The sequence below is a fragment of the Streptomyces sp. WG7 genome (assembly GCF_049975785.1).
Lineage (GTDB): Bacteria > Actinomycetota > Actinomycetes > Streptomycetales > Streptomycetaceae > Streptomyces.
This window is the reverse complement of the sequence record NZ_JBNGGE010000006.1, coordinates 1-14078: the sequence shown is the minus strand read 5'-3', so window position 1 is coordinate 14078 and position 14078 is coordinate 1. Positions and strand designations below refer to the sequence as shown.

At 70.3% G+C, this 14078-nt stretch carries 12 protein-coding genes; 6 read left to right on the top strand and 6 right to left on the bottom strand.

Translation table 11 applies throughout. The annotated features are described in order from the left end of the window. Positions 1-151 precede the first annotated feature (151 nt). Positions 152-1852, top strand: a complete 1701-nt coding sequence (ctaD, locus tag ACP4J0_RS08665; RefSeq protein WP_426598032.1) for a cytochrome c oxidase subunit I — start codon at positions 152-154, stop codon at positions 1850-1852. Then, a complete protein-coding gene (locus ACP4J0_RS08660) occupies positions 1849-2313 on the top strand; it encodes a cytochrome c oxidase subunit 4 (RefSeq protein WP_426598031.1) in 465 nt (154 codons plus the stop codon). Before ctaD ends, ACP4J0_RS08660 begins: the two co-directional genes overlap by 4 nt. On the opposite strand, the gene ACP4J0_RS08655 is transcribed toward ACP4J0_RS08660, so the two are convergent. Next, entirely contained in the window at positions 2235-3854 is a 1620-nt protein-coding gene (locus ACP4J0_RS08655; RefSeq protein WP_426598030.1) for a cytochrome b, read from the bottom strand. The two genes, ACP4J0_RS08660 and ACP4J0_RS08655, sit on opposite strands and share 79 nt — an antisense overlap. A gap of 121 nt (positions 3855-3975) precedes the next feature. On the opposite strand from ACP4J0_RS08655, the gene ACP4J0_RS08650 reads away from it, so the two are divergent. After that, positions 3976-5445, top strand: coding sequence for a hypothetical protein (locus ACP4J0_RS08650; RefSeq protein ID WP_426598029.1), 1470 nt, complete (start codon positions 3976-3978; stop codon positions 5443-5445). Between the two features lie 4 nt (positions 5446-5449). Here the strand turns inward: ACP4J0_RS08650 and ACP4J0_RS08645 are convergent, their stop codons facing one another. Beyond that, positions 5450-6481 carry a hypothetical protein gene (locus ACP4J0_RS08645; protein ID WP_426598028.1) on the bottom strand — a complete coding sequence of 344 codons (1032 nt, stop codon included), beginning with the start codon at positions 6479-6481 and terminating at the stop codon, positions 5450-5452. A gap of 809 nt (positions 6482-7290) precedes the next feature. Between ACP4J0_RS08645 and ACP4J0_RS08640 the strand changes: the two genes are divergently transcribed. Then, positions 7291-8136, top strand: a complete 846-nt coding sequence (locus ACP4J0_RS08640; protein ID WP_426598027.1) for a peptidoglycan-binding protein — start codon at positions 7291-7293, stop codon at positions 8134-8136. 10 nt (positions 8137-8146) lie between these two features. On the opposite strand, the gene ACP4J0_RS08635 is transcribed toward ACP4J0_RS08640, so the two are convergent. The 4 genes from ACP4J0_RS08635 to ACP4J0_RS08620 form a co-directional block, all read right to left on the bottom strand. Further along, complete coding sequence (locus tag ACP4J0_RS08635; protein WP_426598026.1) at positions 8147-9352, bottom strand: DUF2235 domain-containing protein; 1206 nt, start codon at positions 9350-9352, stop codon at positions 8147-8149. Between the two features lie 219 nt (positions 9353-9571). Beyond that, positions 9572-9922, bottom strand: coding sequence for a hypothetical protein (locus ACP4J0_RS08630; protein ID WP_426598025.1), 351 nt, complete (start codon positions 9920-9922; stop codon positions 9572-9574). A gap of 45 nt (positions 9923-9967) precedes the next feature. Continuing rightward, positions 9968-10324 (bottom strand): DUF6479 family protein, encoded by a 357-nt coding sequence (locus ACP4J0_RS08625; protein ID WP_426598024.1) that lies wholly within the window; start codon positions 10322-10324, stop codon positions 9968-9970. Positions 10325-10361: 37 nt separating this feature from the next. After that, the gene (locus ACP4J0_RS08620; protein WP_426598023.1) at positions 10362-10766 is read right to left on the bottom strand and encodes a ChaB family protein; all 405 of its coding nucleotides are present in this window, start codon (positions 10764-10766) and stop codon (positions 10362-10364) included. Positions 10767-10919: 153 nt separating this feature from the next. Here ACP4J0_RS08620 and ACP4J0_RS08615 point away from each other — a divergent pair, with 153 nt between their 5' ends. Both ACP4J0_RS08615 and ACP4J0_RS08610 read left to right on the top strand, forming a co-directional pair. Continuing rightward, positions 10920-11297, top strand: coding sequence for a four-helix bundle copper-binding protein (locus ACP4J0_RS08615; protein ID WP_345594538.1), 378 nt, complete (start codon positions 10920-10922; stop codon positions 11295-11297). Between the two features lie 458 nt (positions 11298-11755). After that, on the top strand, positions 11756-13987 hold the full coding sequence (locus ACP4J0_RS08610) for a tetratricopeptide repeat protein (protein WP_426598022.1): 2232 nt from the start codon (positions 11756-11758) through the stop codon (positions 13985-13987). Positions 13988-14078 lie beyond the last annotated feature (91 nt).

Below are 14078 nucleotides of genomic sequence, written 5' to 3'. Positions count from 1 at the left end.
CGCTCGTCACCGGCGGGCCCGGGTGCGCCGAGCCCGCCGCGGCGACCGAGGACGGCTTCCGTACGGGGGAGGGGCCGGACGCCTGACGCCCGACGCCGGCCGCGGCGTGGCCGTACGCCCGGGCCCGCGGCGCGTGGGTACCCTCCGCCGCATGGCGGTGGACAGGAGGACGGAGCCGCCGCGCCGGGCACCGGCGCGGCAGCGGACGAACCGCACGCTCGGGCGGGCGCTGGCCCGGTGGGCGACGACGACCGATCACAAGGTGATCGGCAATCTCTACATGACGACGTCCTTCGGGTTCTTCCTCTTCGGCGGCGTCCTCGCCCTGCTGATGCGCGGTGAACTGGCCCGCCCCGGGCTCCAGCTGTTCACCGCGCACCAGTACAACCAGCTCTTCACCGTCCACGGCACCATCATGATGCTGCTGTTCGCGACCCCCCTGTTCGCGGGGTTCGCCAACGCGGTCATGCCGTTGCAGATCGGCGCCCCGGACGTGGCGTTCCCCCGGCTCAACGCGCTCTCGTACTGGCTGTACCTGTTCGGCGGCCTGATGGTGGTGGCCGGGTTCCTGACACCCCAGGGAGCGGCGGCCTTCGGCTGGTTCGCCTACGCGCCGCTGAACAGCGCGGTGTTCAGCCCCGGCACGGGCGGAGACCTGTGGACCATGGGCCTGGTGGTGACCGGTGTGTCCACCACACTCGGCGCGGTCAACTTCATCACCACCATCCTGTGCCTGCGCGCCCCCGGCATGACCATGTTCCGGATGCCGATCTTCACCTGGAACGTGCTGTTCACGTCGATCCTGGTGCTGCCCGCCTTTCCCGTGCTCACCGCCGCGCTGCTCGCGCTGGAGGCCGACCGGAAGTTCGGCGCGCACATCTTCGACGCGGCGAACGGCGGGGCGCTGCTGTGGCAGCACCTCTTCTGGTTCTTCGGCCACCCCGAGGTGTACATCGTCGCGCTGCCGTTCTTCGGCATCGTCTCCGAGATCATCCCGGTGTTCAGCCGCAAGCCGATCTTCGGCTACGTCAGCCTGGTCGGCGCCACCATCGCGATCACCATGCTGTCCGCCGTGGTGTGGGCCCACCACATGTTCGCCACCGGTGCGGTGCTGCTGCCGTTCTTCTCCCTGATGTCGTTCCTCATCGCGGTGCCGACGGGAGTGAAGTTCTTCAACTGGATCGGCACGATGAGGTACGGCTCGCTGTCCTTCGAGACACCCATGCTGTGGTCGACCGGATTCCTGACGACGTTCCTGCTCGGCGGCATGAGCGGCGTCCTCATCGCCTCCCCGCCCCTGGACTTCCACCTGACGGACTCGTACTTCATCGTCGCCCACCTGCACTACGTGCTGTTCGGCACGGTCGTCTTCGCGATGTTCGCCGGCTTCTACTTCTGGTGGCCGAAGTTCACCGGCAAGCTGCTCGACGAACGCCTCGGCAAGATCCACTTCTGGACGCTCTTCGTCGGCTTCCAGACCACCTTCCTCGTCCAGCACTGGCTCGGTGAGCAGGGCATGCCGCGCCGCTACGCCGACTACCTGGCCGCGGACGGCTTCACCGCGCTGAACACCGTCAGCTCCATCGGCGCCTTCCTGCTCGGCCTGTCCACCCTGCCGTTCCTCTACAACGTGTGGCGCACCCGCCAGTACGGCACGAAGGTGGAGCACGACGACCCCTGGGGTTACGGACGTTCCCTCGAATGGGCCACCACCTGCCCGCCCCCGCGGCACAACTTCACGTCGCTGCCACGGGTCCGCTCCGAGTCCCCGGCGTTCGACCTGCACCACCCCGACATCGGCCGGCACGACCAGCGGCACGAGCAGAGGAAGGAGCGGAGGAACGAGCAGTGAGGACCGAAGCCCGTCTGTTCACCGGCGTGGCGGCCTTCTTCGCCGTCACCGCGGCCGGCTACGGCTGGTTCTCCGAGGAGCCCGCCGGCACCGCCGCACTGACCGTGGCCTTCCTGATGGCCGCGCTCGTCGCGTTCTTCCTGCACGTGCAGTACCGCAAGCGCGGGCTGCGGGCGCAGGACCGCGGTGACGCCGAGGTCCTGGAGACCGCGGGCCCGCTGGACTTCTTCCCGCCGCACAGCCCCTGGCCCGTCACGGTCGCACTGGGCGCCGTCGTCCTCGCGCTCGGCATCGTCTACGGCCTGTGGCTCGCGCTGATCGGCTTCGGCGTGCTCGCCCTCGCCGTCCTCGGCCTCGTCTTTCAGTACGCCGGCCGGGAGGCTCAGCGTCCCAACTCGCCCGAGGAGGACTCCGGCTCCGGCTCCGGCGCCGCCTCGTCGACGTCGACCCGGTCGCCGTAGTACCACTCGCTGAGCGTCGCGCGCACGCTCCCCACGTGCGGGGCGTCCCCGTCGGCGGCCGCGGGCGCGAGCGGCTCCGGCTCCCTGCGCGACCGCAGCACGTACCGCTCCTCGGCGTCAGGGGGCTCGTGGCTCTCCGCGTAGCCGCCCGCGAGGGTCTGCCGCAGCTCGCCCGTCTCCCGGCCCTCGGCCAGCCGCTCGCGCTCCCGTTCCTGCAGTGCCAGGCAGACGCGCCTGGTCACCATGAACGCGATCGGCGGCAGCAGCACCAGGGAGACCCGGAACACCCAGGTCAGCAGGTTCACCGAGACGTCGAAGACGTGGGCGAGGATGTCGTTGCCGCCGGCCAGGAGCAGGACCGCGTAGAAACCGATCGCGGCGACGCCCAGCCCGGTCCGCACCGGCTTGTCCCGGGGCCGGTCGCACAGATGGTGCTCCTCGTGGTCGCCCGTCACCCACCGCTCGAAGAAGGGGTAGGCGTACAGCACCGCGAACAGAGCGCCCGGCAGCACCAGGGCGGGCACCAGGACGTTCCACATGACGGTGTGACCGGCGACCGCCGTCTCGAACGGCGGCATCAGCCGCAGCGAACCCTCCAGGAAACCGACGTACCAGTCCGGCTGCGAGCCGAAGGAGACGACGTCGGGCCGGTAAGGCCCGTACGCCCAGATGGGGTTGATCTGCGCCACCGCCGCGAGCAGCGTCAGGACGCCGAAGACCATGAAGAACAGGCCCGTGGAGTTGGTCACGAACTGCGGGAACATCGGCTTGCCCACCGCGTTGCGGTTGGTGCGGCCGGGCCCCGCCCACTGGGTGTGCTTGAGGTGGAAGACCAGGACCAGATGGAGCGTCACCAGTGCCAGCAACAGCCCCGGGACCAGCAGGACGTGCAGCGAATACAGCCGCGGGACGATGTCCTCGCCCGGATACTGGCCGCCGAAGGCGAACATGCTGATGTACGTCCCCACCACCGGGATCGACAGCATGATGCCCTGCGCGATGCGCAGCCCCGTGCCGGACAGCAGGTCGTCGGGGAGCGAGTAGCCGGCGAAGCCCTCGACGAGCGCCAGCAGGAAGAGCGTCACGCCGATCAGCCAGTTCGCCTCACGCGGCCGGCGGAACGCACCGGTGAAGAAGACCCGGAGCAGATGCACTCCGATGGCGGACAGGAACACCAGGGCCGCCCAGTGGTGCAGTTGCCGCATCAGCAGCCCGCCCCGCACGTCGAAACTGATGTCCACCGTCGAGCGGTACGCCTCCGACATGCTCAGCCCGAGCAGCGGCTCGTACGACCCGTCGTAGACGACCTCCGTCATCGAGGGCTTGAAGAACAGCGTCAGCCAGACACCGGTCAGCAGCAGCACGACGAAGCTGTAGAGGGCGATCTCGCCCAGGAGGAACGACCAGTGCTCGGGGAAGGCCTTGCGCAGCAGCCCCCCGCCCTCGGAGACGGGGAGCCGCCCGTCGGCACGGTCGACGGTGCGTTCCGCCCAGTGGCGGGCCCGCACACCCGCGCGGGCCCTTCTCCTCTTCGCCAGCACGGCGGCATGGGTTCCCCGGTGCCCGTGCCGCGGAAACTACGCCCGGACCAGGCGCGGTCCGCCGGAACCCATTGGGGTGGCTCCACGTGCACGATGCCGGGGCAGGTTCGAGTCTGAGGGCATGAGCATCCGTCCATGGGTCGTCGTGGAGACGCCGGACAGCCGCGGTCTTCGCCGTATCACCCTCGACGGCGAGACGGTCGGCAGTGCCTGGTCATCGTCGGAGCTGCGCAGAAAACTCGGCCGTCTCGGTTATCCGGAAAGCATGGATCTGGACGATCCGGCATCCATATGCTGGCGCGGGGGTGACAGCAGGACCTGGCCCGACCATGCCTGGAGAAGGCGCTCGATCATGTCACTCATGACGGCCGGGCTGCTCGTTTCCATGGTCTTCAGCGCAGCCATCGGATGGCCGGACGCCTCGGGGGCCCTCACCTTCGCTCAACGGATCACCGGAGTGCTGTTCGTCCTCTCGGGTGTGGTACTGGGAATCGCGGCGATCGCGGCACTGGACTACTGGGGGAGGCGACATGTCAGGGCTTCCGGGGCGGTTGTGCTGCTGGGGGCGATCATCGTGTTCGCCACCGACGGGCTCCTTCTCCTTCTCTGGTTCGAGGAACGGGAGTACACGCGCTATCTGCTGATCTATTTGCCTGCCTTTTTCTGGTCCATATGGGCAGTGTTTCTTCTTGTGCGCAACAAATCGTGGAAGGGAGTACCGCAACCCAAGAGATTCGCGGCCGGAGTGCTTGCCACGGCAGTCCTGACGGCTGTCAGCCTTGCATATTCCACCATGTACCAGCCTGCAGCCGCCCCCATGCACTTCACCTTGAAAGCGGAATTCGGGAAGGTCTGGGAGGACCGTAACGATCTTCCCTTCGTGCATGTCCCGCTGACGCTCTACATGAAGAACACCGGAGGTATCCCGGTGTACATCATCAACGACATCTACACGGTCCGCGGCAGGGTCGCCTTGTATTCCCTGAAGGAGGAGGGCCTGGTGGCGGAGTGGAGGGAGAGTGTCGGGAGACAGGGGGCGGCCGAGGGGGAGGCCGAGCTCTACGTCGACCAACTCGAGTACACCACGATCAGCAGTGGAAGATTCCAGCGCCCCGGTAACTCGCTCGACGTCGGGCAGGAGTACGCCTTGAAGCGTATATTCCAGCTGCCCCGGAGCGTCGGGTACGACACGGTGAGCGTCGATGTGCAGATCTCGTACATGAGAAAGGATCGCGGGAGGCTCGACGTGGAGGAGTTCAGCTCCCCTCACCCTTCGTGGAGCGATGGTGACCCGCGCTACCACTGCGAACCGGCGGTATGCGGGAGTCAGCTCGTGTATCGAGGAAGGGTGCGGCACAACAACAATCTCATCAATGTGACACGCAAGCCACGTTATGTGACGGCTGTCTGGTCTCCGGGGGGCAGCTTCATCTCATCGATCTCGTCCTTCTCCTTCAATTTCTCCGGGGTGGATGACTACGCGGAACACTACGCGGAAGAAAGGAGGGAGCTGGAGAGATACGGAGCGGCGCGGGCGCGGGCCGATTCGGAGATATCCGTGGCCGAACTGTTGGCATCCGCCGGCGTCTGACCCGTCACTCGACGGTCCTGGTGAGCCAGGTGTCCACCGTGACCCCGAACTTCTCGTCGAGGTAGGTGGCAGTCTGCTTGCAGGACAGGGCAGAGCCTCCCAGGGTCCCGAACAGTTCCTTGTGCGGTACGAGCTCGGCGAGTTCGGTGATGAGCGGTACGACGTCGAACGGGCCTTGGGTGTGCTCGTTGTTCCGCAACTGGGCGAGGACGTCGACCACTTCGTCGCTCTTCTCCTTCGCCTTCCAGAAGTCCTTGACCCCTTCGTCGTCCCACTGTGCGGGAATCAGCTTCTTCAGCCCCCGCGCGAGGTCGGACTCGGGGGTGGACTCGAATATGGCGCTGGTGCAGAACGCGGCGGCCTTGCCGAGCGACTCCTCGGGGCGCTCCTGGGCGGAGGCGGACTGCTCCTGCTGGTCCTTCATCCGAGAGGTCTTCTCATCCAGTTCCTTCCTGGCTTCCGACCGCTCCTCCTGCGATGTCCCGGGGTCGCTGATCTTCCTCAGCAGGGCGCTGACCTGCCGCGTGATCTCCGCGAGCCGTTCTCGTTCCTCCGGCGGTGTCCTGCGGTCGCCCATGATGTCCGCAGAGGAGCTCACGGACACCAGAGCCCCCGGAGCGCCCTGTTTGTAGCCCGTGCTCCGGAGCGCGTCCGGAGCGTCGGCCTGTGCCCCGTCCTGACTTCTCTCCGCGGCGTAGGTCGCGTCTTTCAGTATGGTGATCATCCGGTCCCGCAGGTCCTGCGGCGTCTTGGGATCGCAGATCAGGTCCAGGGTGGATGTGGTGCGTTTGATCACCAGGATGAGTGCGGAGCGCTGTTCGGCCGGTACGCGGGAACCGTTGACCACCTCGAGCGCCGAAGCCACCTGCTTCACGATCGCGCTCAGCTCTTTCCGCAACTCGGGAGGCGTTTTCGGGTCGTTGATGGCGGCCAGTGCGGTGGACAGGTTCTTCGCGCTCTCGATGACTCCCTGCCTGTCCTGCGGCATCGTCTCCGGATCATCGACCGTGCCGATGACGGCGATCAACGTTTCCACGGCCGACTCGAGTTCTTCGGGGACTCGTTCCTTCTCCTCGTTCAGGGCCGTCGTCGCCTCGTCGATTTCCGTCTTCTGCTCCGGCGGAGGGTCGGGCGTCTGTCCGTCCGTGTCGTCGGGGTCCGCCGGTTCCGTGGTGTCGGACGTCCCGTCCGTCTCGGAGGAGGGGGGCGTCGGTGGTCCCGTCGGATCGCCGGGTGGGGAGTCCGACGGAACGGAGGGTGTCGTGGGTCCCGTCGGATCACCCGGCGTGGTGGGAGGGGACGGCGGAGGATCGGTGGTCTGGGCCGGTGTTCCGGCGCGGCCCCCGTTCGAGCCCTGAGAATCCGCTGCGGCAATCGTCAGACCTGCCGGGAACGCGAGCACCGCGGCCAGAACCGATGCGTTGGCCGCGTGAAAGAGGTGTCGCCGGGAGATTCTGGCCATGATGGTTCCAGGTGCTTGGCGCCGTGCTGTTCCGTCCGTCGTGGACTCTGCCCGTCGGGTGCGGTTCAAGAAATTCCGGAGCCGGGAGAAGGCACAGCCGATCTGCATCCCACTCTTCACCCGTCCGGCGCATTCCGCAACGGGAACACCAGGAGGCGCAGTTGTGACCGGCTGACGCCGGCCGCATGCCTCCACTCGACTTCGCGGCGCTGCTCGCCGACGGTCGCGGCTTTCACGGTTTGCCGCAGCACCCCACCAGTCGCATCGTAGGAAGCGGGGGAGGGGCCTGCCGCAGGGCCCGTTGTCCGTCCGGCGTCTGCTTCCCCCGGTCGCCCCGCCGTACCCCACCACCCTGTGCGGTGCGAAGAGGGAAGGATTTCGCCATGCCCGATCCATGGATGCCCCAGGCTCTCCGGGCGGACGTCGGGGACCATGCGCCGTGCGACCCCGAGTTCCCGGCAAGGGCGATCGCGCACATCACGGCGGACAGGGAGGCCACGGCCGAAGCTCCCCTGGACCTGGTCCCGTTCGCCAATCTGAAGAGCTTTTTCACCGGCAGCGGCAAGGGCCAGGCTCCGCAGATCCTCTGGGACCCCTTCACCGGAGCGTTCGCCCAGTTCTTCCCCGCCACCTCCCGCAGCAAAGCCGTGGCCGACGCGCCCGGCGGTACGCGTACCAACCGGGCCGGCAAGGTCGTCATCCAGGTCGAGGCCTTGTTCTTCCCGCACTGCCGCGTGAACGGCAAGGTGTTCGCGAGGCTGGTCGACACTCCCTGCACCGGCTGGGGCGATCTCCACGCATGGATCAGCTCGTGGGGCGTACCGGACGTCTGGCCCATGGGCCGCCCGACCTCCCTGACCCGCAACACGTGTCCGGCCGGCAAGTGGCGGACGGAGGGCGGGTGGTACGCCCATGCCCATGTCCCGGAGAACGACCACGTCGACCCCGGCTCCTGGCCGGAGTTCGTGTCCCAGCCCCTGTGCGAGCCGTTCCCGGGTGCGTCGTTCTTCCAGGCGGGCCGCCGGTCGCCCGTCATCGGGAGAATGCACAGCCGGCTCGTCGCCGAGGACTGCGACCGCTACACCTCCCACGCCGGTCCCGACATGTGGGGAGCGGGCGATGTGAGGTCGTACGCCGCCTGGCAGCAGAAGCTGGGCTTCGAGGGAAGGGCTGCCGACGGCATCCCCGGCCGGTTCAGCTGGGACAGGCTCAAGGTCCCCCGAGGCTGACAAGGCGACGTCACGTCGCGCGGTCGACTCCGTCGCGCGCGCCGGCCGACGCCTCCGGACCGGACGCCGACGGCATGGGCGGCAGGCCCGCCGAGAGGCCCGGCAGCAGGACGGGCTCCAGCCGGACCCGCCCCTGTCCGCCCAGGTAGCGTGCCAGCTCCGGCGGCCGGTAGCCCGTGTCCCGGTCGTAGCGCTCCTTGGCGGGCACCGCCAGGAACTCGTTGCCGTCGGGCCGGCCGGCGTCGTCCACCGCTCCTTCGAGCGGCCGGTGCAGTGGCCTGGACAGTCGGTACACGCCCGTCCGCGAGACATGCACGGGGCCCGAGACGTCCGGCCGTACGCGGAAGTCGATGCCTTCCTGAGGCCGCATCACCCGCGGCCCGTCCGTGCTCAGCGCATGCGCGTCGAACTCCAGCCCGTACCTGCGGGCTTGGTCGACCATCCACAGCAGGGCGATGTCGGACAGCCCCGTCTCCTCGTAGCCGCCACCGACGTCGGAGTGGACCCCGGCGAACCACACCTGCTTGAGCTCCTGGCCCTGTGCGGCGGAGCCGGGCTGCTGATGCCACAGCGTCGGCCGGAACGCCGAGCGCTGCTCGTCGGCGGCCAGCGCGTGGAAGGCCGCCTTGACCCAACTGCTCAATTCGGTGTTGTGGAACGCCCAGCGGCGGTTGAACCGGGTCGCCGCCGGCTGCACCCACGGGGTGTCCGGAACCGGGATGCCCAGGGCGCCGACCGTGTCCCACACCCCGACGAATCGGATCTCCGTCTCGCGCGCGTACGAGCGGCGGAACAGGGTGGCGGCCGCGCCGTTCGGCCGCTCGATCCGGTTGCGGTACAGAGCCCAGGCATCCGGGATCCGGTCGGCGTGTTCCCGGCTCAGGATGCCGCTGTTGCGTACCAGCCCCGCGAGGCTGCGGGCGGTGAACGCACCGCGGCTGAAGCCGAAGAGGAACAACTCGTCGCCGGGCTCGTACGTCTCGACGAGGAACCGGTAGGCGTTCACGATGTTCCGCGACAGCCCCACACCGAACGCGCCGCCGCGCAGGCGCTCCCTCCGGTGGGTGCCGACACCGCTGTGGTAGTAGACGCGCTGCTCCACCCCGGCAGCGGATCCGGGGCGCACGGCCAGGGCGACCTTGGCGACGTTGGTCTTGCTCGGCTGGTCCGCGAAGTTCCATGTACCGTCGCAGCAGACAACCAGACGCTTGGCCATGACCAACCCTCCTCGCGGGAGCGCGGAACGGCGCACAGCACCACTCCCAGGGTCGCACCGCCCGCCGCGCCCCGCCACGCGACAGCCACTCCGCACTCACGCCACGGGGGCACCGGGCCGACTTCCCGCCAAGGCCAAGGCTTCTCCGACCACGACAGCCGTGATCCCCACGGCGGTGGTGATCACGACCGTCATCGCTGACTCGATGCCGCGGAGTCCCTAGGTGCGGTCACCCTTCGGCTTGCCCCGCTGGTCCGGGGTCCCGTGCGGCGGCGGGGAGAACGGCTGAGGGGAGGTCGCGGGCGACACGGGGGAGCCAGTGCGGCCCTGCCCCTGCTCCGGGCGTACCGCGCCCGGGTCGCCGGAGGACGGCTCCGCGCCGGACCGCAGCTGCTCGAGCCGGGCCCCCAGCAGCCGCGTGGCGGGAAGCCGGTCGGCGTGCGACCGTTCGTACGCCAGCAGTTCCTCCACCTCCTCCGCTCCCAGCGACCGGATACGACTCTCCAGCCCGCCGATCGGCAGATGGTCGTAGTCCGGCAACGGCAGAGTGTGGCGAGCGGGGTCGGCCATGGTTCTCACATCCCTCTGTACGACCTGTACGACATTCTCGGAAGGTCAGCGTCCGCCCGGTCCGCCGCTGCCGAACGAGCCGCTGCCGCCCTCGTCCCAGCGGGGCCGCTCCTGCCCGGAGGCGGTGTGGCTGCTCTGGTGCCCGAGGTCGTGCGGCAGCGTCCGGTCGTCGGTCCTGGGCATCTCGTCGGGTTCCCGCCGCTCCCGCGTCTCGCGGACGGGCCCCCCGTCAGGGATACGGGGCTGCTCCTCCGGGCGCGGCGGTGGCGGCTCCCGGCGCTTTTGCCGACTGCCGAAAGCGAACGCGCCGATCAGCAGGGCCACGACCACGACGGCCGCCACGATCAGGCCGATACCGAGTGCGCCGGAGCCCGCGGCCAGGTCCATCCATGCGTTGGTCATGCGGCGCGGGTACCCCCGGACCAGGTCACCAACCCACTCAGCCCGACCGGGACGCTCGCGTCTGCGAACGGTTGGCCTTCCGGATGGCCGTGAGCAGATCCGCCTTCGACATCCGGGACCGGCCCTCGACGCCCAGTCGCTTCGCCACGCCGTACAGGTGTTCCTTCGAGGCCCTTTCGTCGACGCCCTCGCTACTGCGCCCGCCCTGCCCGCGGGGCCGCGCGGACCGCGGGTCGGAGGGGCCCTTGCGGCCGCCCTCCTTGCGCTCCCAGTGGTCGCCGACCTTCTCGTACTTGTGCTTCAGAGCCCCGTACGCCACCCGGTGGGCCCGCTCGCCCTCGCCGTACTCCTCCACGGCCGAGTCGTGGGCCTTGATCCAGGTGCGCTGGGCCTCCCGGGGGGAACGCTCCAGGGTCGACGGCAGTTCCTGTCGTCCCGGCATGTCGTGCACCTCCGTACCTCGTCCGCGTCATCGCTGTCACCAGCTCGGGCAGAGTCCACGGGTGCCCTGCGGACCACCCCGAAAACGGGCCGAATCCCTTGGGAACACCGGGCCCGGCGGTTTGGCGCCGTCCGCAGCGGCAACCCGCGCGGTGTGACATCGACGACGACTTCCCAGCAGGAACTGTTCCGCTTCCTGGAGGACCGCTTCGCCTGTGCACAGGCGTGCACCGAGTGCGCACGGGCGTGCGCGCTGCGGGCGAGCCTCGTGGACCCGGACGGAACGGAGAACCAGGAGCTCGTACGACGCAAGGGCATCATGTGCGCGGAGGTCTGTGACGCGACCTGCCGGGTGCTGTCCGAACAGAACCAGGTGGACGAGTCCGCGATCCGCGTCCAGCTGGAATGGTGCCGGCAGGTGTGCCTGGAGAGCGCGCACGTCTTCGACGAGCACCCGGGCGCCGAGGAGAGCGCCGAGGCATGCCGCGCCTGCGCACGTGCCTGCGGCGAGTTCCTCGCCACCCTGCGCTGAGGGGCGACGGCACGGGCGGGCCCTCACGGAGGCCCACGCCGGCCGCCACCTCGCCGAACACCGGCACGGCTCCACAGCCGGCCGCCGGCGACGAGGCGCAGGAGGCGGGCGGCTCCCGCGCCGCCGCCCACGCACCCCCGCGCGGTCCCCGCACGCCCGCTGCTGTGGCGGCGGGTGGCACACCTGGCGTACGACTTCCTACGGCCGTACGCGCACGAGCCCTACGGCGGACCGGCCACCGCACCCGACACCGCCACCCGGCGGCCGCGCGCCACCGGCCCCCGCCCCGCCGGCTTCCCGCACTCTGCGACGGCAGCCGCCGCCCAAACACATCCCGCGCGCCATGGCGCGGCTCGGAGCGGCCGCGCGCCCGGCACCGTACAAACCTGGCCCATAAACCGCCATACTGGACCGGCCAGGGGAGGGCGGGGCGAACTGCTACGGGGGCGGGCAGCGAGATGGGGGACAGCACGCTGATCCAGGGCCGGTACCGGCTGCTGGAGCGAATCGGGCGCGGCGGCATGGGCGAGGTGTGGCGGGCGAAGGACGAGTCTCTGGGCCGTCGCGTCGCCGTCAAGTGCCTCAAACCGCTGGGCGCGCAGCACGACCACTCCTTCACCCGCGTCCTGCGGGAGAGATTCCGGCGCGAGGCCCGGGTGGCCGCCGCGCTCCAGCACCGCGGGGTGACCGTCGTCCACGACTTCGGCGAGTGGGACGGCGTGCTCTTCCTGGTCATGGAGTTGCTGGAGGGCCGCGACCTGAGCCGGCTCCTGGAGGACAACAAGCATCATCCACTGCCGGTCCCCGACGTCGTCGACATCGCGGAGCAGGTCGCCTCCGCGCTCGCCTACACCCACGAACAGGGCATCGTGCACCGCGACCTGAAGCCCGCCAACATCGTCCGGCTCACCGACGGCACCGTGAAGATCTGCGACTTCGGTATCGCCCGGCTCGGCCACGACGTCGGGTTCACCGCCCGCCTGACCGGCACCGGCATCGCCATGGGAACCCCGCACTACATGTCGCCGGAGCAGATAGGCGGCGACGAGGTCGACCGGCGCAGCGACCTGTACTCGCTGGGCTGCGTGCTCTACGAGATCGCCACCGGCGTCCCGCCCTTCGACCTCGACGACGCCTGGGCGATCCTCGTCGGCCACCGCGACACCGATCCCGAGCCGCCCCGCAGTCACCGCGCCGAACTGCCCGGATACCTGGACCGGATCATCCTCGACCTGCTGGCCAAGCGGCCCGAGCAGCGCCCGGACGACGCCCGGGAACTGGGCCGCCGGATCACCGCCGGCCGCACGGTACCGGCGTACGCGCCGGCCATGGTGGCGCCCCGGAGCAGGACGCCCCAGCCGGTCGGAGGGGGCCGGGCCGCGCTGCCGTCCTGGACCCACGGCATGACCACCGGGCACAAGGCGACGGGGACCGGTCTCGGCTCCACGCCCCCGGACTCCGCCGCCGGGCTGTCCGGCGAGTGGATCCCGCGGCCCGCCGGCGAGTCGGCGCTCGTCGGGGCGCCCGTCCCCGACGAGCGCCCCGACCCGCGGCCCGAGGCGGTCGCCGCGCTGGCCGGGCGGCACAACGCGGGCCTGACCCTCGGGAGGCTCGGCCGCTGGGAGGAGGCGGGGGAGGTACACCGGGCGGTGGCCGTCGAGCGCGAGCGTCTGCTCGGCCCCGACCACCCCGACACGCTCGCCAGCCGCTACGAGGTCGCCTTCGCCCTCAGCCGCACGGGTCACGCCGCCGACGCGCTCCGCGCCTACAAACGCGTGGCCGAGGCCAGGATCCGGGTGCTGGGCGCCGACCACGCGGACACGCTCGCCGTCCGCCAGGAGATGGCGTACGTCCTGGGCCGGCTGGGCCGGTACGCCGACGCCCACCAGGTCTACACGTCGGTCCTCGCCGCCCGTGAGCGCGTCATGGGCGCCGACCACCCCGACACGCTGCGCTGCCGGCACAACCTCGCCTTCAACCTCGGCCGGCTCGGCCGCCCCGAGGACGCCCACCGCATGGCGCGCGAGGTGGCCGCCGCCCGCGCCCGCGTACTCGGTCCCGACCACCCCGACACGCTGGTCACCCGCTACGAGGTGGCCTACGAACTCGGTCGGCTGGGCCGCTGGCAGGAGGCCCTCGCCACCTACCGGGAGGTCGCGAGGGCCCGCGAGAGGGCGCTCGGCCCCGACCACCCCGACACCCTCGCCGCCCGCTACGAGATAGGCATCAGCCTCGGCCGCCTCGGCCGCAGCGCCGAAGCGCTGACGCTGTACGAGGAGCTGATCGACGACCGCACCCGCGCGCAGGGCCCCGAACACGCCGAGACGCTGCGTGCCCGGCACGGCCGGGGCGTCAACCTCGGCCGGCTCGGCCGCTGGGAGGAGGCCCTCGCCGAGTCCCGCGAAGTGTGCGCGATCCGCGAACGCGTCCTCGGCCCGGACCACCCCGACACCCTCGTCAGCCGCCGTGAGGTCGCCGTGGGCCTGGGCTGGCTGGGCCGCTGGTCCGCAGCCCTCACCGAGTACCGCAGGGTCGCCGCCGCCCGCGAACGCCTCCTCGGCCCCGACCACCCCGACACCCTCGCCGGCCGCGACGACGAGGCCCACTGCCTCGAACAACTCGGCCGCGGTGCCGAGGCCGTGGAGCTGTACCGCAGGGTGGCGGTACAGCGCAGAGCGGGGGCGCGCTGAGCCGGGCCGGGGGCACGGCGGCCGTACGCGCACCACGGCCGGCCGGCCGCACGCGCACCACGGCCGGCCGGGCGGTGGCCGACCGGGCCGG